14 protein-coding genes and 1 pseudogene are annotated in these 20,040 nt (G+C 65.1%); 5 read left to right on the forward strand and 10 right to left on the reverse strand.

Translation table 11 applies throughout. The annotated features are described in order from the left end of the window. The first annotated feature begins 373 nt into the window (after positions 1-373). Together ABNQ40_RS14350 and ABNQ40_RS14355 are read left to right on the forward strand one after the other, a co-directional pair. Positions 374-1,768, forward strand: coding sequence for an amidase family protein (locus ABNQ40_RS14350; protein WP_199235170.1), 1,395 nt, complete (start codon positions 374-376; stop codon positions 1,766-1,768). A 227-nt stretch (positions 1,769-1,995) separates the two neighbouring features. After that, positions 1,996-2,991, forward strand: coding sequence for a helix-turn-helix domain-containing protein (locus ABNQ40_RS14355; protein WP_109046814.1), 996 nt, complete (start codon positions 1,996-1,998; stop codon positions 2,989-2,991). A gap of 233 nt (positions 2,992-3,224) precedes the next feature. Here the strand turns inward: ABNQ40_RS14355 and ABNQ40_RS14360 are convergent, their stop codons facing one another. Together ABNQ40_RS14360 and ABNQ40_RS14365 are read right to left on the reverse strand one after the other, a co-directional pair. Next, positions 3,225-4,421, reverse strand: a complete 1,197-nt coding sequence (locus tag ABNQ40_RS14360) for a tetratricopeptide repeat-containing glycosyltransferase family protein (RefSeq protein WP_109048589.1) — start codon at positions 4,419-4,421, stop codon at positions 3,225-3,227. Between the two features lie 17 nt (positions 4,422-4,438). Beyond that, on the reverse strand, positions 4,439-6,244 hold the full coding sequence (locus ABNQ40_RS14365; RefSeq protein WP_109048590.1) for a tetratricopeptide repeat-containing sulfotransferase family protein: 1,806 nt from the start codon (positions 6,242-6,244) through the stop codon (positions 4,439-4,441). A 623-nt stretch (positions 6,245-6,867) separates the two neighbouring features. Between ABNQ40_RS14365 and ABNQ40_RS14370 the strand changes: the two genes are divergently transcribed. Continuing rightward, entirely contained in the window at positions 6,868-10,743 is a 3,876-nt protein-coding gene (locus ABNQ40_RS14370) for an autotransporter domain-containing protein (RefSeq protein WP_391346981.1), read from the forward strand. A 97-nt stretch (positions 10,744-10,840) separates the two neighbouring features. Here ABNQ40_RS14370 and ABNQ40_RS14375 read toward each other — a convergent pair. Continuing rightward, a pseudogene (locus ABNQ40_RS14375) lies at positions 10,841-11,280 on the reverse strand (hypothetical protein). A 359-nt stretch (positions 11,281-11,639) separates the two neighbouring features. Here ABNQ40_RS14375 and ABNQ40_RS14380 point away from each other — a divergent pair. Further along, positions 11,640-13,955 carry a PAS domain-containing protein gene (locus ABNQ40_RS14380; protein WP_391346982.1) on the forward strand — a complete coding sequence of 772 codons (2,316 nt, stop codon included), beginning with the start codon at positions 11,640-11,642 and terminating at the stop codon, positions 13,953-13,955. A gap of 103 nt (positions 13,956-14,058) precedes the next feature. Here ABNQ40_RS14380 and ABNQ40_RS14385 read toward each other — a convergent pair whose 3' ends face one another. The 3 genes from ABNQ40_RS14385 to ABNQ40_RS14395 all read right to left on the reverse strand — a co-directional run bounded on the left by ABNQ40_RS14385 (position 14,059) and on the right by ABNQ40_RS14395 (position 15,769). Further along, the gene (locus ABNQ40_RS14385; protein WP_391346983.1) at positions 14,059-14,358 is read right to left on the reverse strand and encodes a hypothetical protein; all 300 of its coding nucleotides are present in this window, start codon (positions 14,356-14,358) and stop codon (positions 14,059-14,061) included. A gap of 210 nt (positions 14,359-14,568) precedes the next feature. Next, positions 14,569-14,760, reverse strand: coding sequence for a hypothetical protein (locus ABNQ40_RS14390; protein ID WP_109047135.1), 192 nt, complete (start codon positions 14,758-14,760; stop codon positions 14,569-14,571). 82 nt (positions 14,761-14,842) lie between these two features. Continuing rightward, positions 14,843-15,769, reverse strand: a complete 927-nt coding sequence (locus ABNQ40_RS14395) for a hypothetical protein (protein ID WP_391346986.1) — start codon at positions 15,767-15,769, stop codon at positions 14,843-14,845. Positions 15,770-16,112: 343 nt separating this feature from the next. Here ABNQ40_RS14395 and ABNQ40_RS14400 point away from each other — a divergent pair, with 343 nt between their 5' ends. Continuing rightward, on the forward strand, positions 16,113-16,535 hold the full coding sequence (locus ABNQ40_RS14400) for a hypothetical protein (protein WP_109047137.1): 423 nt from the start codon (positions 16,113-16,115) through the stop codon (positions 16,533-16,535). Positions 16,536-16,556: 21 nt separating this feature from the next. Here the strand turns inward: ABNQ40_RS14400 and nhaA are convergent, their stop codons facing one another. The 4 genes from nhaA to ABNQ40_RS14420 all read right to left on the reverse strand — a co-directional run bounded on the left by nhaA (position 16,557) and on the right by ABNQ40_RS14420 (position 19,834). Beyond that, on the reverse strand, positions 16,557-17,906 hold the full coding sequence (nhaA, locus tag ABNQ40_RS14405) for a Na+/H+ antiporter NhaA (RefSeq protein WP_391346988.1): 1,350 nt from the start codon (positions 17,904-17,906) through the stop codon (positions 16,557-16,559). A gap of 118 nt (positions 17,907-18,024) precedes the next feature. Further along, on the reverse strand, positions 18,025-18,780 hold the full coding sequence (locus ABNQ40_RS14410; RefSeq protein ID WP_109047139.1) for a YsnF/AvaK domain-containing protein: 756 nt from the start codon (positions 18,778-18,780) through the stop codon (positions 18,025-18,027). A gap of 60 nt (positions 18,781-18,840) precedes the next feature. Beyond that, complete coding sequence (locus ABNQ40_RS14415; protein ID WP_109047140.1) at positions 18,841-19,233, reverse strand: DUF2382 domain-containing protein; 393 nt, start codon at positions 19,231-19,233, stop codon at positions 18,841-18,843. Between the two features lie 79 nt (positions 19,234-19,312). Beyond that, positions 19,313-19,834 carry a hypothetical protein gene (locus ABNQ40_RS14420; protein WP_109047141.1) on the reverse strand — a complete coding sequence of 174 codons (522 nt, stop codon included), beginning with the start codon at positions 19,832-19,834 and terminating at the stop codon, positions 19,313-19,315. Positions 19,835-20,040 lie beyond the last annotated feature (206 nt).

Genomic DNA, 20,040 nt, shown 5'->3' on the forward strand with positions numbered 1-20,040 from the left:
CTGAGATTAAATAACACCTATTGAGCCGCCGGCCCTTTCGAGGATTGCGGAGTATGGCAGCACAAATTGCGGTTCGTTGCGTCTCTTGTGCAGGATCAATGACGTCTGCAAACTGGTCGAGGATCGGACCTCACGCGACACCGCCCGGTCACGAGATCGTTATTATCTCGTCACTTCAATAAATTAGCGGAATTTAGGCATGCGGAATTCCGTTCAACTCAGTCAGCGGAAACATCTTTGGCGGGGATTTATGTGGCTTTACCGCAATCTTTGGGCGTCTTTTGGCTGCGGTTGACATTTAAGTTACGACCGTGATTGGGTCGCTTAGAGATCGATACTCTCGCCGGTTTCGCTGAAAGAGGGAGGAGTGAGGGTGCACGATTTCCTTTTTGGAAAGTCAGCCCTGGAGCTGGAAAAATTGCTGTTTACGGGAGCGGTGACACCGTTCCACCTGCTGCATGCAACGTTGCGCCGCATTGCATCGAGCGACCCGGCCATATTCACGCAACAGACTGTTGCGAGAGCAGAAATTGAAGCTACCGCGGCGTCGAAGCGCTACCTGGAGGGACGGCCGCTCAGCATATTGGACGGCGTTCCCGTGGCCTGGAAGGACCTCTTCGATGTTCAGGGAGAGGTTACTCGGGCAGGCTCCTTGGTGTTGGACAATGGCCCTGCCCTTCGTGACGCGGAACTGGTGCGTCGTATCGCGGCCTGTGGTGCGGTCACGGCCGGGAAACTGAACATGACAGAGTTCGCATTTTCAGGACTGGGATTGAACCCGCATTTCGGTACACCCAGGAATCCTTGGAGTTGTGGCGAGGATCGCATTCCCGGCGGATCATCGTCTGGCTCGGCGGTCGCGGTGGCGCTTGGACTGGTTCCCATCGCGATTGGGACAGACACGAGCGGTTCGGTCAGAATTCCCGCTGCGTTCAATGGCGTCGTCGGCTACAAGCCGTCAGGGGGGCGGTGGCCGTTGGAAGGGGCATTTCCATTGTCCCGCACGCTGGATACCGCGGGTGTGTTGACACGCACAGTCGCCGACGCGATCGCCGTCGATGCGGCCGCATGTGGACTTCCCCCATCCGAGGTTCTGCCCCATACCGACGGCCAAATCCGTTTGGTTGTGCCGACCAATGCGGTCTGGGAAAGCGTCGACGCCGATGTGGCCACAAACTTTAAGGAAGCCGTCCGCAGGCTGGAGGATTTCGGTGTCAGAATTGAGCACCGCCGCTTACCGGCCCTCGATGAGGTGCTTTCGGTAGCGTCACAGCATGGTGCTCTCGTGGGGAAGGAAGCCTTTGAGCTGCACAGAAGCCGGCTCGCTTCACCCGCCGCCGAGCGCATGGACCCTCGGGTGCGGACGCGGATGCTCCTCGGCAATCATATGAGCACGGCATCGGAGGCAATCGTCAGGCAAGCCCGGCTGGACTTGATTGATGCAATGGCGGACCTGTTCGACGGCACGACATTCGTCGGATACCCCACCGTTGCAATCGCTGCGCCTCTTCTTGGACCCTTGGAAATCGACGATCATCTATTCGCCACCACGAATATGCTTGTGTTGCGAAATACCCTCATCGGCAGCTTCCTCGACTGGTGCGGTATTTCCATCCCAAATGGATTCGACGATAACGGTATACCAACCGGTTTTCTTTTGTCTGGCGGACCCGGAAGTGATCATGCGCTGCTAGCCCTGGCCACCCGAATTGAGACCATAATCCGAGGAGGCCAGTCCTTCGACATCGCTCGCCGCAATTATGGCTGAGCGGACATTGTTAGAACAATATCGCACAATCTTCCCAATAATCTTCCTTGCTGCGTCCTGCTACTTAGGCCGATGATCGACTGGCGCGGCAAAGCCATCTGTCCTGAAGAGCGGAGACCGTGGGCATGTACGATTTGCTACTGGGGAATGTAAAATCACTGGAATCTTGTTTTGAGTAAACAGCAGGGTCCCACCGGTTTCCAGCGCGGTAACGTCAGGAGGAATGAATGTCCGCAGCAACTTCAGTGGCAGCTTCACGTCCGAGTTATTCGCTGAAATTTGGCATGATGCCGCAAGACGACCAGAATATCGGATTGGGCATCGGCAGTAAATATACCAAGGGAGGCAGCGAACTTATCAGAGCGTCATCAAAGACTGGTGATTTTAATTCGGTATGCGCTGAGATTTATCAACACAATCGCCTGAATTGCACTTCTTTCGTGCAACCAGTTACTGAGATCGTTGTCAATGTTTCCGGGAGCGCAAACTTTCGTAGGCGCGCCGACGGTGCTGAACAGAAATATCTTTCTCAGGTAGGCTCTGCAAGCATTTGCCCCGCTGGTGTGGAGGTACGGTATCTTCACATCGAGGCCGGCCCCCTCAAGTTGCTTCATTTTTACCTGCCGACGGATCTGTTCGGTGCCTTGCAAACCGACAGCTATGGGACGCATATCGCGTGCCTGTTGTACAAAGGCGGAATCAACGATCCTCTTATCCAGAGCATCGGCTTTGCGGTCGCAGAAGAGCTGATGCAGGAGGGCAGAAATGAAAGAGTAACTCAAATGCTCTTGGAGTCGTTCGGGGTCGGCTTGGCGGCCCGCCTTATGCAGCGTTACACGCGCGACGACCAGCGCGGTTTGTCGGAATCGTATTTCGATGCTTATTCAGGCAAGGGATTGGATCGAGGCCGCCTCAGCCGGGTGGTGGAATTTATCCAGGAAAACTTGGAAACTGACATTTCCCTAGACGATTTGGCCAGGATCGCCTGTCTCAGCGTATTTCACTTTTGCCGGGCCTTCAAGACAGCGACCGGTGCGTCGCCATTCCGATACATCTCCGAGGTTCGGATCGGCAAAGCGAAAACTCTCCTAAAAGATCCATATATGACCATTGACGATATAGCGCTATCGACTGGTTTCTCCTCCGGCGCAAACCTCGCGCGGGCATTCAAAAAATTTGTCGGTGTCTCTCCCACTCAATATAGATCAAAATCCTTCGAATAATACGCAAATCCAATTATTTAGCCCGGATCATGGTATTGTCACGGGAAATGATCCGATGCGCGCAACATCCCCAGTTCGACATTCGCTTACGCGACCGCGGTCGCGTAAGCGAATGTCGAACTGGGGGTGATCTGCACGCCGACTCAGTTTTTGTGACAGTGCCCCCAGCACCTATAAGGATGCGAGATAACGCTCCCCCCAGGGAATCGCACCGGGTTTGCCGGCAGCTGTATTCAGGCTGATCGCGTGGCGGCGACCTCCTGCACCGCTTCGTCCCAGCGGCCTGGGATGGTCTGCCGGTGAAGCGTGGCGGTCGGATACCAGGGGGTGTCGCGACGCCCCAGCAGCCAGCGCCAGTCGGGCGCGAAGGGGAGCAGGATCGACACCGGCACCCCCATCGCTCCGGCCAGATGCGCCACGGCGGTGTCGACGCTGACCAGACGGTCGAGCCCTTGAAGGATCGCCATGGTGTCATCGAAATCGTCGATCTCCGGCCCCAGATTGACCAAGGGAGCCTTGCCGAAATAATCGCCGATCTCGGCCAGCGGCGGGCCGAGCTGGAGCGAGACCAGCGCCACCTGCTCCAGACGGGACAGCGCCGCCAGCGCGCGCAGGGGCATGGAGCGGTTGTGGTCGTTGCCGTGGGTCGGGCGTCCGGCCCACACCAGCCCGACCCGCCGCATCCCCCGTGGCAGCAGCCCGTCCAGGCGCTTCCTCCACCGGGCTGCGGCGTCGGGGTCGGCGCGCAGGTAGGGCACCGGGGCGGGGATGGTCGCCAAGCCGGTGCCGAGCAGCCGCGGCAGGCCCGACAGCGGGCACCAGCACTCGAACTCCGGCAGGCCGTCCCACTCCTGGTGAAGCCGTTCGTCATCCAGCATCTGCCGCAGGATGGGGCGCATCTCAGGGCTGCAGGCGACCACGAGGCCGGGGCGAAGCCGCTCCGCCAGCGGGATGTAGCGGGCGAACTGGATGACGTCGCCGAAGCCCTGGTCGGCCACCAGCAGAAGCCGCCCGGCGCCGGGCTTGCCATCCCACTGCATGCGCGGCTCCGGCCGGCCGGCGGACAGCAGAGCCGGCGGCACCGGCGGCTCGACGTTCGGCAGGCGGAATCGCCATTCATACTCCTGCCATCCCTCCTCCAGCCGGCCGGACAGCAGCAGCGCCTCCGCCAGCTCGAAATGCGGCTCCGCCGACAGCGGAGCCAGCCGGACGGCCCGCCGTTCCCACAGGATCGCCTGCTCGATCTCCAGCCGGTCGTAGAGGAGGAGCCCGAGATTGTAGAGGGCGCCTAGGGAACCGGGGTCGAGGGCGACGGCGAGGCGGCCATGGCGGAGCGCCTCCTCCAGGCGGCCCTGCCGTCGCAGTTCCTCGCACAGGCTGCCGTGATCGGCGGACGCGGACGGTGGGGGGAGAGGGAAAGGGTTGCCCATGCTGTCCGTATTCCCCGTCAGATGTCGTATCCGAGGCTGTCGATCACCGGCTCCAGGATCGGGATGACCGGCTCCAGATGGCGCATGTAGCGGCGGTAACGGTAGAGCGAGCGGCCATAGAGCGCCTCGGCGACCTGCGCGTAGCTCGCCGTCCGGGCGGCGCGCGGATTCTTCTCGAAGTGCAGGCAGCGACGGTCGAAGCGCAGTCCGGCGAAGCCGAGCAGGCGGCGGACGTTTGGTTCGAACTCCTGGACCAGATCCTCGTAGCGCAGCGGCAGGTAGCGCAGAGTCATCTCCTGCCGGTAATGGGCGACCAGCCCGAAAACGCGCGCGCAATGACGGGCCGCCGTCTCCAGCCCGGCCGCGCAATTGAAGCCATGGGTCAGGTTGTGGGACATCATCGACAGGACGACGTCCAGCGGATGGCGCAGCACATGCACCACCGGCGCGGACGGCAGCATCAGGGCGACCAGTCCGAGATGAAGCTCGTTGAAGGGCATCTTGTCGGTGAAGATCCGGTGGCCGGGGCGGAGCGGCACCAGCTTGCGGGCCTGACGCAGATACTCGTCGCGCAGCCGCTCCAGCCCGTCACGCTGATCGCCCATCCACAGCTCCGACAGGGCTTCCGGATAGCCCAGCGGGCTGGCAAGCATCCGCGGCAGCAGTCCGGCCAGCCGGTCGAGAACCGGCAGTTCGTCGCCGGCGGCGACCGCCGGATGCGCCGACAGGATCTGCTCGACCAGCGTGGTCCCCGAGCGCGGGGCGCCCATGATGAAGAACGGCTGAGCCCCGGCCGCCGGCGTTTCCGGCCGTGGCAGCAGCCGCAGGCGGGGGGCGACGAAGAAGCCGGTCAGCCGTGCGATCAGGGCCGACGCCTCCTCGTCGGCATAGCGGCGGCCGCCTTGCCGGATCAGGGATTTGGCCGCGACCATCGCGGCGAATGCCTCGTCATGGCGGCCCAGCCGGTCGAGCAGGCGCGCCTTTTCCAGAAGCTCGCCGGCATCCGGGCCGGACGGGCGGGCGGCGGCGGCCTCCAGCACGGCGAGGCCGGCCTCGGGCGCTCCCCGCCGCGCCAGCAGCGCCGCCTCGAAGCTGTCCGCGGGGTGGCCGGGGTCGAGCCTCCTGGCGCGGGCGAGGAAGCGCATGGCGGCGTCCAGGTCATGACCGGCCTCCTCGGTCTGCGCCCGGCCCAGCCACGTCAGATGGATGGCGGGATCGAGCGCGATGGACCGGCGGTAGAGCGACCGCGCCTCGTCGATGCGGCCCTGCAGCTTCAGGTTCCAGGCGAGGTTCGCCAGGGTGACGGCGTCCGGCCCCACCAGCGCCAGCGCCTGGCGGTAGTGGAACTCGCCGGCATGGGGCTGGTGGCCCTCGGTCAGGGTCATCGCCAGCAGCGCGTGGGAGGTCGGGTTGGCGGGAGCCAGCCGGACGGCGTTGCGTGCCTGGACCTCCGCCTCGGGCAGACGCAAGGCGCGCAGGAGCAGCCGGGCCAGATCCAGCGTCGCGTTCACGTCGTCGGGAGCCAGGCGCCGGATGCGCTGAAGCACGGCGACTGCGGCCTCGACAGGTCCGGAGATCTGCAGCAGGCAGGCCAGAATGGTCAGAGCATCCACATGTCCGGGGGCCTCGTCCAGGATCTCCAGGCACAGCCGGCGTGCCGCGGCAAGGTCGCCGCGGTCGAAGGCGTCAGCCGCAAGTTCCGTCTGCGCTTCGATCCGGCGCAGCGCCGCAGCGGAAAGCGGCCCGGCCGCCGCCGGCTGGCAGCAGCGGGCCGTCCGCAACCCGCTGCCGCAGCCGCAACGGTCGTCAGGTGCAGGCGGCATGGTTCGGCATCCTGGTGCTGATGGAAAGGGTGTGCCGATCGCCCATCCGGCGAAACGCGGCCCGCTGCCGGCCCGGATTAGCCGGGCGAAGGCGGTGGGAAGATAAGGGTGGGTCAGCTCCGCTGCAAGCGATGGCGGGTTTAATGCGGTCGTTGCGCGCTTCCAAATCGCCCCCAAATTCAACCAGATGCGACAAAAACGGCGTTCAGACTTAGAATAACAAATCAACTTGGCACAAAAAAGTGATGATAATACACAATTTTAAACAACCCATGATTTATCCAATAAAACAAAAAATGCGTAGAAGAATTTTAATCCGGAAAATTTCATAGATGAAAATGGCGAATTTGACGGTAACTAAATATTATCATATTTCGTTCTTGCGATACTGCTATAAGTCTTTCTGAAATTAAATGAAGATTTATTTAGATCATATGTGACAATAGCAAATCCGTAGCTGGAAGATATTGATATAGAGCAAGAGACTCGCCTAGTGTTCGGACCGAAATCTTCCGAACCCGCAAGCCGTTCTGCTCGCCAGGTGAACAACGATGCCGTCGTCCCCGTCCGCCCTCGCGTCCATTCGCAACCGTCTTAGGGCGGGAAAACACCTGCAGATTGCGGTGGCGGCGCCGATCGCGCTCGGGGTATCCCTCGCCGGCTCCGCCGCGCAAGCCCAGAGCACCAGCGTGACGCTGTCCACACGCCAGACGACCCAACTCTCGCCGGGCTCGACCATCCGGGATATCCTCATCACCGGAACCGGCGCGGTGGACGACACCGGGGTTGCGCCGAGCTACCGCCTGCTGACCGGCGTCTACGTCATATCCGCCGCCGGTTGGAGCATGACGAACAACGGCACCATCAGCATCAGCGAAATCGGCCGCTTCTTCCAGGCCGACGGTGTCTATGGGCGGTTCGCCGGCACCCTGATCAACACCGGGCTGATCAACGCTCCGAATTCCTATGCCGGCTTCGAGGTCAACAATTCCGCAACCATCCGATCGACGGTCTACAACACCGGCACCATCATCGGAAATTTCTACGGGATCGACGTCAAGAACCCGATCAACCTCATCAACGGCTCGCCCACCGACGGATCGGCGCTGATCAAGAACAACTCCACCGAGTTTCCCGAATTCGCCGCCGTCTACGCCTCCAGCCTCTTCACCACCAACACGCTCGTCAATTACGGGACCATCGCGGGACCGGGCGACGCCATCGTCATGAGCGGCCCCACGACCTTGACCAATTCCGGCGCCATCGTCGCCGGAACCGGCTACGCCGCGATCAACCTGACCTTTCCCGGATCGACCAGCGTCGTCACCCTGAAGGACGGCAGTTCCATAACCGGCGACGTGAAGATCGCCAGCATCGGCACCACCCGCCCGCTTAATCTGGAGGGGAGCGGCACGATCACCGGAACGGTCTCCGGCTTCACGACGCTCACCATGAACGGCACGGACTGGACGCTGAACGGCGGCGGCACCGTCACCAACACCGCGCTCCAGAGCGGCATCCTGCGCCTTACCGGGACGCTGAACAGCACCGTCAGTGTTGGCAACGGCGGTACGCTCGTCAGCACCGGAACCGTGAGCGGCGCCCTGAACGCGGCGGACGGCGCGACCATCGTTCCGACCGCATCCGGCGCGCCGGGAACACTGACGGTCAACGGCGCCTATACCCAGGCGAGCGGCTCTACCCTGGCCATCCACACCACGCCCTCCACCGCCAGCCAGTTGGCGGTTAGCGGGGCGGCCAGCCTGGGCGGCACACTCGCGGTCGTTTCCAGCGGCGCCGGATACACGCTGCCCACGCAATACACCATCCTGACCGCCGGCAGCGTCGCCGGCGCCTTCAGTTCGGTCACCGAAAGCGACTCCACCCTCACACCGACCCTCACCTACGACAGCGCGACAAACAGAGTCCTTCTGACGCTGACCCAGGCGGTGTCTCCGCCACCGCCACCGCCGCCGCCGCCTCCGCCTCCGCCTCCGCCTCCGCCACCTTCTCCGCCACCTTCTCCGCCGCCGCCTCCTGTGGTGTCCCCGCCGGTGGTGGTGTCGCCACCCACTTCGCCCGAAGTGGTGTCACCGCCCGTGGTGGTGTCGCCGCCCGTGGTGGTGTCGCCGCCCGTGGTGGTGTCGCCGCCGCCCGTGGTGTCGCCGCCCCCGGTGACGGGGGTCATCGATACCAGCCGGACGAGCTTCACCAACGGCGACGGCGCGGTCCAGGCCACCAGCGTCACCTTCGACGGCGGCACTTTGAGGCCATCGTCGCCGCTCACCCTGACCCAATCCGTCGACGTCACCGGCAACAGCGGCGTCATCGCCCCCGGCGGCTCCTCCGTAGAGCTGAAGGGCGCCGTCACCGGCAGCGGGGCGCTCATCGTATCGGAGGCCGGCACCGTCACGGTGGCCAGCAGCGTGTCCAACAGCGGCGGCCTTGCCGTCCGGAACGGCGGCACCCTGCTCGTCGCCGGCAGCGGCATCGTCACCGGGCCGCTCACCGTCAACAGCGGCTCGGCCGTCGTCGGCGGCGTGGTCGCCTCCCCGGTCACGCTCACCGGGGGCGGCACCATGACCGTGGTCGGCGGCGGCGGCGTGGGCGGCACGGTGGCCGTGTCCGGCGGCACGTTGAGAGTGGCGCCGAACGGCATCGTCAACGGTGCCGTCACCGTCAGCGACGGCGGCAGCGCCACCGTCGACGGCGCCATCATGGCGCCGGTTACCGTGCAGAACGCCACCCTCGCGGTCGAAGGCACCGGCAGCACCGGCGCGGTCGCCCTCGCCGACGGCGGGACCGCCAGGATCGACGGCACCGCCCGCGGCACCGTCACCGTCGCCGATGGGGCGACGCTCGGCGGCAGCGGCGTCATCCTCGGCACCACGACCGTGGCCGGCACGCTCTCCCCCGGCAACTCGCCGGGCGTGCTGACGGTCGGCTCGGCCGTGACCCTGACCTCGACCGGCGTCTACCGGGCAGAGATCGACGGCCCCACCGCCGGCATCGGCGCCGGCCATCACGACCGGATCGTGGTCCAGGGCGCCGCCTTCACCGCCGCCGGCACGCTCGCACCGGTGCTGCGCGGCATCGGCGGCAGCGCCACCAACGGCTACACCCCGGCGCTCGGCGAGCGCTTCACCGTCGTCGCCGCGTCGGGCGGCGTGCTGGGCGGCTTCGACAGTCTGGCGCAACCCTCCGACGGGCTGGCCGCCGGCACCCGCTTCGACGCTCTCTACGGCGCCGACAGCGTCCAACTGGTGGTGACACCCACACGCTACGCGGCTGTCGGATTCACCAGCAACCAGCGGTCGGCCGCCGCTGCGGTCGATGCGGCGCGGCCTGCAGCCGGCCTGCGCCTGAGCGGATCGTCGGCTCCGCTGTTCAGCGGGCTTTACGGCCTGGACACCCGCGGGATCACCTCGGCGCTCGACCAACTCTCGGGCAAGCTGCACGCCGACATGCTGGCCGCCGACCGCGGCAACCGCCGTCTGTTCGGCCAAGCGGTGGCGGACCGTCTGGCAGCCTTGCGCGGCGACGGCGCGGCCTTCGGCGACCTGCGCCTGGGCGGCGGCAGCGGGAATGCCGTGGCCATCGGCGTAGCGGGGAGCGGTGGCTCGGAGGGCCGTGACTCGGGGCGCGGCAATTCGACCGCCACGGCGGCGGGCGGGGTGTGGGGGCAGCCGCTGGCTGCCTACGGCCGGGTCGGGGCGGACGGCAACGCCGCCGGGAGGACCGAACGCATCGGCGGCTTCCTTGTGGGGGCGGACCGCTCCTTCGATGGCGGCGTCACGGCGGGCATCGCATTGGGCTATCTGCGCAACCGGGTGTCCTCGCAGGACGGGCTGGGGAAAGGCAAGGCCGACAGTTACCAGGCGACGCTGTACGGCAGCTGGAACCTGATGGGCTATGACGGACCTTATGTCGAAGGGGCGCTCGGTTACGGTTACGCCCACTACGACACCCAGCGCGTCGTCTCTTTCAGCGGTTTCGCCCAAGGGGCGGCGGCCAAGGCCGGCGGGCACGACCTGTCAGCGGAATTGGCGACCGGGCACCGGATGGCGATCGCCGGCGATACCGCCTGGATCGAGCCGCGGGTTGGGCTGCGGGTCGACCGGCTCACCCGCCGGTCTTTCAACGAGGAAGGAGGAGCAGCGGCCCTGGACGTCGACGCCGCAGCGTGGACCAGCCTGCGCAGCACGGTCGGTGTGCGGGGCGGCACCCGCCTCGACCTGGGCGGCTGGACCCTTCGGCCGGAAGCGTCGCTGGCCTGGGGGCACGACTTCGCCGACATGACGGCGACCAGCAGCCACCGGCTGGCCGGGGCGGCCTTCACCGCGGATGCCAGCCGTCCTGGACGCGACGCGGCGCTGTTCGGCCTCGGGGCCAGCGTCGAACTGGACGATGGCGTGAGCGCCGGCCTGGTCGTGCAGGACGAGCTGCGCGCCCGCGCGAACACCGTCTCCGCCCGGGCCGGGCTGAGGTGGAAGCTGTGAGAGCGGCGGTTCCGTAACGGGGATCAGGCATCCGGGGCGTTGTGACTTTGGTGCACAATTCGGCGTGAGAGCGGAATCCACCCGCGGCCGGTGGGGATCAGGCACCCTTGCGGGAGGCGGGCATTCCCAAGCTGGTCATGATGTTCATGACTTTGCATCCAGAGGCGGCCTCGACCTGCTGGGCAGGCAGATTCCGGGCACGCAGGGTCCGCCCGATCAGCTGCTTGTAGCGCATCATCGCGACCTCGCCCAAGGAGCGGCGGCCGTAGCGGACGTCCCGCTGCCAGCCCTGCCGACCACGCGCGGCAATCCCACGGATGTGGCGGTCGCGTTGGCTGGGGGCGCCGGCAGCGGTCTCGCTCGCCGACCGCGGCGGCCCGAAGCCGGCGGCGTCCAGGCGGCGATCGCCTCCGGCGTCACCCAGATCGTCAGGTCACCGCGCCGGCGCAGCGCCGCATCGTAGGCCGACCAGTTCTCCACATGGTACCGGGCCTTCGGGATCTTGTGGCGGCGGGGCTCATTGGCCTTGTACGGCATCAGCGGCTCGATTTCAGCGGGCAACCTCTATAACCGCTCGCCCTCCTGACCACCACCAGATCGGGCTTTGTGCACCAACGTCTCCTTTGCAGTCTGTTCGGTGAGGTGGAACTTACAGACCGCTTCTTCTATTTTCACTGGAACCACGCCCGCATGACCACAGCCTGGAGAGACCCCCGTTGACAGCTCCCCATGGCCCGATGGCCGGCGGGCACCATCGATCCGCACATGAGTCCGGCCCGGCGTTCCTGACGGAAGGCGGCTCCTGCGGCGCCCTTCTCCTGGAGCATGATTGGGCTGATACACCCCTGGGCCCGCCGGAGAATTGGCCATCGCCGCTGAAGGCAACGGTCGCGATCATGCTCGGCTCCAACCAGCCGATGTTCGTCGTCTGGGGTCCCGGACGCACCCTTATCTACAACACGCCTTACGCCCGGCTTCTGGCGGACAAACATCCACGCGCCATGGGGGGCGATTTCCTCGACGTCTGGAGCGAGATACGCAGCGATCTCGAGGGCATCGTCGCCCAGGCCTATCGCGGCGAGCCGGTCCAGATGGACGACATCACGCTCATCATCGAGCGCCGCGGCTATCCGGAGGAAACCCACTTCTCCTTTTTCTACTCGCCATTGCGGGACGAGGCGGGATCGGTCGCCGGCCTGTTCTGCGCCTGCACCGAAATCACCGCCCAGGTGATGATGCGGCGCCAGCTCATGGAGAGCGAGGCCCGCGCCCGCGCCGATGCCCAGCGTGTGCAGCTTGCCCTGGATGCCGGGGCCATCATCGGCACCTGGTTCTGGCATCTGCCGACGGATCGTTTCACGGCAGACGAGCAGTTCGCCCGATCGTTCGGGCTCGATCCCGAACGATGCCGTACAGGGCTGGGCAGCGAACAGGTGGTCGGAACTGTGCATCCCGACGACAAACCGGGACTGATGGCGGCAGTCGACGAAGTGATCCGACGCGGCGGACCCTATGCCCACCAGTACCGGGTGCGTCGCCAGGATGGACGCTACCATTGGATCGAAGCGAACGGACGGGTCGAGCATGCCCCCGATGGGACGCCTCTGAACTTCCCGGGCGTCCTCATCGATGTGGAGAGCCGCAGGGCCGCGGAAACGGCGCTGCGCGAGAGCGAGGAGCGTTTCCGGGCAGCCGTCCGGGCCGTCAACGGCATCCTGTGGACCAACAACGCCCAGGGGGAGATGAAAGGGGAACAGCTCGGCTGGTCGACGCTGACGGGGCAGTCCTATGACGAATACCAGGGCTACGGATGGTCCAGGGCCGTCCATCCCGAGGATGCCCAGGCGACCATCGAGGCCTGGGAAGCCGCGGTGGCGGGACGGCGGACCTTCCTGTTCGAGCATCGGGTGCGGCGCCGTGACGGCATCTGGCGCCGTTTCAGCATCCAGGCCATCCCGCTGATCGGCCCAAGCGGGGCAATCCGCGAATGGGTCGGGGTCCACATCGACATAACCGAACAGCGTGAAGCCGAAGCCGTCCTGGAGCGGTCGCGGGAAGAACTGGAGCGCCTTGTCCAGGAACGCACCGCCCAGCTGGTGCAGGCGCAGAAGATGGAGGTCGTCGGCCAGCTCAGCGGCGGTATGGCCCATGACTTCAACAACCTGCTCCAGGGCATCGGCAGTTGTCTCGCCGTGCTGGGACGGCATGTTCCGGAAGGGTCTCCGCGCCGGCTGTTCGCCGCCGCGGAGGAAGCCATCACGCGCGGTGCCCAGCTGACGCATTCGCTGCTCGCCTTCGCCCGGCGCCAGATGCTCGCGCCGAGGCCGACAATCCTGCGTCCCCTGTTCGAGGGCATGCGGCCCTTGCTGGAACGCACGCTGGACGGCCTGATCCGCTTCGACATCGATGTTCCACCAGGCACGGCGCCGGTGATGGTCGATCCGGCGCAGCTGGAATCGGCAATCCTCAATCTGGCGATCAATGCGAGGGATGCGATGCCCCGAGGTGGGGTTCTGACCTTGCGTGCCGACAACATCGCCATCGGGCGGCAGGGCGAAGCGGGACGCCCGGCGGAGCTGGCGCCCGGCGACTATGTCGCGATCAGCCTGACCGATACCGGCATCGGCATGGACGAGGCGACCTTGGCCAGGGTCTTCGAACCCTTCTTCACCACCAAGGGGGTCGGTGGGGGCTCGGGCCTGGGCCTATCGATGGTCTATGGCATGGTTGCCCAATCCGGCGGCGGCGTGGCGATCGCCAGCAAGGTCGGCAAGGGGACCTCGGTGACCATCTTCATCCCGCGTGCGTCGGAGGCGCGGGCTTCGACCCAGGAGCCGCCGTCAAAGACGATTCCGGGGGACGGTGCCGTGGTGCTGCTGGTCGATGATGACCCGCTGGTCCGGGCCGGTGCGGCGGCCGTCCTGGAGATGCTCGGTTACCAGGTGATTGCCGCCACGGGTGGATTGGAGGCATTGCAGGTTCTTCAGGAACGGACGCCGGTCGATGTCATGATCACCGACTATGCCATGCCGGGCATGAGCGGCGTCGCCCTGATCCAGGAGACCCGGCGTCTTGCGCCGTCGCTGCCCGTTCTGCTCATCACCGGCTATGCCGACAGACCGGAAGGAATCGAGCACTGCGCGGTTCTCCACAAACCCTTCAAACCACAGGCTCTGGCGGAGCAGATCGCGACCCTTCTGAGGGTGAGTTGACCGGCACCCAAGGGGGGAGGCCGGTCCATGCTGCATCCCATGATCGTGACGGCCGCTCCCTCGGCGCCTTGAACACACCTCCGTCGCGGGTCCGAGCCCCCCCTCACCGACGCTCCAGCGTGCCCTGGCGGCGGCCATCGCCATCCCGGATGACCAGTTCATTCTTATTGAAGCCGGGCACGACATTGCCGCTCCGGCGTCCATTGCTGTCACGCAGCACATGGCTGCCGCCAACCTCCTCCTCGATCCGCCCGATGGGCCGGCCCTCACGGCTGCGCACGACACCGGCGCCGTCGACGTAATTGCCCGGATCGAAGAGAATCGTCGGGTTGCGTTCGTCGGCGGAAGCCGCAGACGCGCCACCCACGAGCGTCAGGAGCAAAAGGACAGCGGCGGCTTTCATTTCGAAAAGGTCCTTGTCAGCCCGGTTGGCGTCAGCCCGGCTGGGCAACGATCCTCCCGTATGTGGTGATCGTCAGGGATGGGCTGTGAGGTTCCGGCATCTCCTTCTTTGCCGGCCTCCCGGCGGCCGCCTCCTGTGGGCTCCGTCATCGCATCCCGATGGGGCCTTGCGACCGAAGGGGAATGCCGGGGACGAGCCGCGGCATGGCGATCACGGACGGGTTCGCAGCATTATCCAGCGCATCATTGCACTGGCCGGATAGGTCAAGGCGAAGCAGAGCGTCGACCAGGCGATCTGCACGGCCAGGGGGGAGCTGCCTGGCTTCACCCGGACCTCCGCCTCGAGCAGACCGACGATGCCGACGAGCAAGTACGCGCAAGCGCAAAACCAGATAAGCGACATGATCCCTCCGCAAGGAGACACCATGTCGCTTCATCATTAACGAAACGCCAACGTCAAACCCGCCGTTCCGACTCCGATGGCGTCAATCGGCAATTGCCGAATGCTCCGGCCGCTGGGTGCCCAGGCGACCGCCGACCGCGGCGGCCACCGCGCCCAGCAGCAGGGCGATGGTGCCCCAGATGCCGGCGGCGGACAGGGTGTTGCTGGTTGCCTCCGCCGCGTTGGTCGCCGTCTCGGCGGCCTGCTGCTTGGCGGCGCCGAACTGCTGCTCGACCTGCTGAAGCCGCTGACGCGCCTGATCCTCGGGGACCCCGGCCTGTTGCGCAATGATGGAAACAGCCTGCTGACGCGCCTGGTCCGCCTGCGGCCCGCCGGTCGCCATCGTGGTCAGGGCGCTGAGCAGCTGGGTGCGGGCATCGTCGCCGCTGCGCTGTTGATCGGCCGGGCGCAACAGATCCTCGGCCCGCCCCCGCAACTCCTCGGCGGACAGTCCCGATGCGCGAACGACCTCCGGAACAGCCTGTTGCATTGTCTGCGCCACGCCCGAGGTTGCGCTGCCCAGCGCACTGAACGCCCCCCTTGTGATGCCACCCAGCGTGGTGGTCACGAGATAGGCGCTGATCAGCAGCGCGAAAGCCCAGGTCAGCAGACCATGGATCAGGCCATCGCCACGGACCGCCACCCCGGCAAGCCGGGCCGCCACATAGCCGCCGATGCCAAGCGCCACCATGTAGCTGATCGTCCACCACAGTCCCGCGCCGATCCCGAAGGAACTCGCCTGCGGCAAGCCTTCACGGCCCGCGGCGGGATCGATGGCCGTCATTCCGATGCCGAGCCCGAGCATGCTCAGCAGCAGCTGGATCGCCAGGGCAAGCACGACGCCCGCAAAGACGCCCGCCCACGATACGCGGCGATGAACACCCGGCCTCACCTCCACGTCCGAACCGGTCAGAATTGTGCGGTGCGGTGCCGCGTCGGGCGCCGTGTAGACGCCTTGCTTCGTGATCATGGTCGTGGTCCTTGAGCCTGGAGGGGACGCAGAGATCTGGCGTCTCCGGCGGCCAGGGTGACAAATGGCCGGATGGAGAAGCATGAGGCGTCGGACACTCTTCAACCAATCAACATCAGATGTGTGATGATGGTTCCCTGTGTTTATGGCAAGTGGACATTGTCATCACATGCGTTTTCATGATAAACGCATCCACGTAATTTATTTATTTTGAATCACTATTGTGAGATTTGTTCATAAATAAAATATGGTAATGGCGAATTTCTATAATCATGATAGGCCGATGATATAAGATCGGAATGGCACATATAATGGATAGCAACTCTTTTATGGGGAGGCTGACATGCCATTGCGCGCCGAATACACCCTGCACCAGTCCAACTTGGGCGATTTCCTCTCTGCGCCAGTTTGGATGGAAAAGAATGGAACGCCGCTCAGCGTCCTCTCGGCCCTGGCCCGACTTGACCTCGATCCCTGGGCCGAAGGATCTCGCCTGGCGGTGTTGTCAAAGGATGCGGCGAGGTCACGGCTTGCCGCCATCCTTCGTCAGCTTCCTGAGAAACAGCCTGGGACAACGGACACCGACAGGATCGCGGACCGTCTCGTGGCGCTTTTGCCTAAAAAGGGAGCTGCCGCGATCGCCACTGCCATGCCGACCAACGACGCCGCCGGTCGGATGCGCGGTGCAACCGGCGGCAACCGTTGGATCATCCTTGCATTGGCGGCGCTCCTTGCCGCCCTGGTGACGAACGGGCTCTGGTTCTGAGGCAGGCGACCCAAGAAGCCGTCACGGTCGCTTGTCCGCCAACTCAGTCTGTTGCGTCTGTCTCCTTGCGGCGGAGGTCAGCCAGGTCAGTGCCAGGAGGCCGCATCCTGCCGAGACGATGGAGGCGGCCAGGATGCCGAGCTTGGCGGCAGCGATCAGGGATGGGTCGAACGCCAGCTCGGCAATGAACAGCGCCATCGTAAAGCCGATGCCCGTCAGCAGCGAACCGGCAGCGAGAATGCCCCAGGACAGCTCCGCCGGGAGAATGGCCAGGCGCAGCGTCACGGCCACAACGCTGAAGGTCACCACCCCGACAGGCTTGCCAAAGACGAAAGCCAGCAGAATTGCCAGGGTCAGGGGGGCGTCGATCCCTTCGGCCGTCAGCGGCAGGCCGGCATTCGCCAAGGCGAAGAGCGGCATGATCAGGAAGGCGATCCAGGGATGCAGCAGGATCTCCAGGCGTTCGATCGGAGACAGCGCCTCGCGGGTCGCGACGCCGGCCCGGCGCAGGTCGTGGCGGTCGGCCGTGTCGCCGCTCCAATGCTCTCCCGGCGGGTAGGCGGTAACGCGCCCCAGGATGCTGCGCAGGCGGTGGTCGCTCACCCAGCTGCGCGCCGGCGTCATCAGGCCGAGAAGGACACCGGCCAGCGTCGGATGGACGCCCGAAATGTCCAGGGCCAGCCAGATCGCTCCGCCCAGCGCGAAATAGGCCGTGAGGTTGCGGACGCCTGCGCGGGCGATCCCTGCCACGACGCCAACCCCCAGCCCGGCCAGTCCGAGGGCCGCCGGATCGAGGGCGCTGCCATAGCCGATCGCGATCACCAGGATCGCGCCGATGTCGTCGAAGATCGCCAGCGACAGCAGGAACAGCCGAAGGCTGTGGGGAATGCGCGTCCCGAGGATTGCCAGGCAGCCGATCACGAAGGCGGTATCGGTCGCCGTGACCGCCCCCCAGCCATGAACGCTGTCCCCGTCGCCCACCACCAGGAGGAAAAGGGCGGCGGGCACGATCATTCCACCCAATGCCGCGGCGATCGAAAGCGCGGCCATCCGCGGGTTGCGGAGTTCGCCCAGCACCATCTCCCGCTTCAGCTCAAGCGCGGCGACGAAGAAGAACAGCGTCATCAATCCGTCGTTGATCCAGTGCTTCAACGACCGGGAGAACTCGATGTCACCCAGATGAAGTCCGGCTTGGGTATCCCAGATGGCCAGGAACGGTGTGGACCAGGGGGAGTTGGACAGAAGCAGGGTCAGGGCGGTGCACAGCAACAGGGCGCCGCCGGCAGCCGCCTCGATCCGCAGGAACCGTGTGAGGGGTTTGGTGATGCGATCCACCGGCTCCTTCGGCAGCCGGCCGGCGTCCTCGCTCATGTCGTTCGATCTTGCATCGGGGGTGCCGGATGCCGGACGGCCACCCCGGCTTGTGTCCGGGATGGCCGTCGGAGGCGGGCGGTTGACATCCGCCTTGCCACGCATTGCGCGCTTCAGATCAGCGCTTGTTGCCGGGCTTGGCGCCGGACTTGTTGCCGCCCGCCTTGCCGCCGACCGGCTCCACCTTGACGTCGGTGCGGCGGGCGACGGCCTCCACGGTCTTTTCCTGTTCGGACGCCGTCTTGGACAGCACGACCTCCCCGACGACGCGGGCCTCCTTGGTGATCTCCGGCGTTTCGGAGGTCGCCGTCAGTTCGATGGTCTTCTCACCGAAGGCGGCCTTCTCCTCGTCGGCGCTCAGGGACCGGTCGACCTTGCGGTGTTCCACATCCACCGTTTCGTCGCGCAGCGTCACGGTTTCCCGGACCGGCGTCTCGGTAACCTCCGACGTGGCCTTCACCCCGCCCTTGGCGACCCGGCGCTTGCCGATCTCGACCTCCTCCTTCACCGACTGGAGGGTCTCCTGCTCGACGCTGCCGCCGTTGCCCGCCTTCTGGGCCGGCTTACCCGCCGCCGGGGGCTCGGGCAGGTCAACGGACCCGTTTTCATCGAGGATGGCTTCCGCCGCGTCGGCATCCTGGTCGGCGATGTCGGCCGCCACCAGGGTGTGGCCCTGGCGGATGGCTGCACCGTACTGCTCGGCCAGTTCCTTGTCGAAGCCGTGTCCCAGCAGGCCCTGGGCGGCTTTGTCGGCGCTGTCGGCGCCGCCGAAGGTTTCGATGTCCGCTTCCTGGCAGCCCGCCGCGATCAGGGCCTGATAGGCCTTCTTGGCGGAACCGCTTTCCTTGTAAAGTCCAACGATGATGGTGCTCATGATAGTCTCCAGTAGGATTTAAAGTATTTCAGGCTCTTGGGGTAAATCAGGCCGCTCAGGTCAGAGGGTGTCCGAAGACGGGTCCTGCTCGATAACGACCTCCTGACGGCGCACGGTGACGTGGTCGGTCATCGTCCGGCTCGTGGTGCGGCGAGTGATCCGGACCTCTTCCACCAGCTTCAGGCGGACTTCCAAGGTCGCCACCTCCTCGATCACCGAGATGACGGTGGTGTCGCCATCCTGGCGGTCCGGGATCGGGCCCTCGACGAAGCGTCCGATGGGAACCCGCTCGACCTCCAGCGTTTCCACCGACAGATCGACCTCTACAGGCTGCTCGTGCTGGTGGCTGAGGGTGCGGGCATGGACGGTCCCGGTGACTTGACTGTGCTTGCGCACGCTCACCCGCTCTTCGACGGCGAGAAGCGTCTGCGGCCCGTTTTCCGAACTGGTCAACGGCGGTCCTCCTGCGGTTCTGGTGCCGCGGTGCCGCGGGACCAGGAAGCTGGAAAGAGGTGGCTGTACTCCAGCGCTGTCAGAGACCGGGCCGCGCCGGGTTGTACCTGGCGTCTTTCGCAAAGCGGGATGCAGCCTGGGAGATGCGGACATTGACCTCGAAGAAGGCCAGCCAGCCGCCGAGCAGGTAGCGGCTGCCCGCCATCATGACATCCTGCGGGCCGTGGGCCCGGAGCATGCTGCTCATCATCTCGTTCTGGCGGTCGACCGCCTGGTTCATGACGGTGACGGCCTCCGAGAAGACCCCCCCAAACCCCGCTGCCGGAGCATTGCCGGAGTCCGTCGCCCGTCCGGCATCCGGACGGCCACCCATGCTGCCGCTGCCGGACAGCTTCGGCGGCCAGGGCCTCGGCTGCTGGCCAAGACCGCGGAAGGCCTGCGCTGCCGCCGCACCGGCTTTCGGCGCTTGCTCTTCACTGGCGCTGCGGATGCTGGGGCGGATGTTGGGCCTCTTGGATGCCTCGGCACTTGCCGCGGCCTCGTCGCTGGCGCTGTGAATGGTGGGGCGGGTGGTGGGAGTCGGGTGCGTGCCGTCGTCCATATCGTCTCCATGACTGTTCGGGATGGTGGTCGGGTGCTGGCAGGGAGCGCCGGGCTCGACCTGAATGACTTAGGAAAATATTATGCTGCGCTGCAAAAATTCAATCGGCGCAGAAATATAATTATGAGAACTCCACTATAAATCGCAAGATAAAAGGAGAAGATATTTAAAGACATGTGATAGTTATTTTTCAGATTCGCGATTTC

The organism is Azospirillum sp. A23, assembly GCF_042938965.1.
In the GTDB taxonomy this organism is placed as follows: domain Bacteria; phylum Pseudomonadota; class Alphaproteobacteria; order Azospirillales; family Azospirillaceae; genus Azospirillum; species Azospirillum melinis.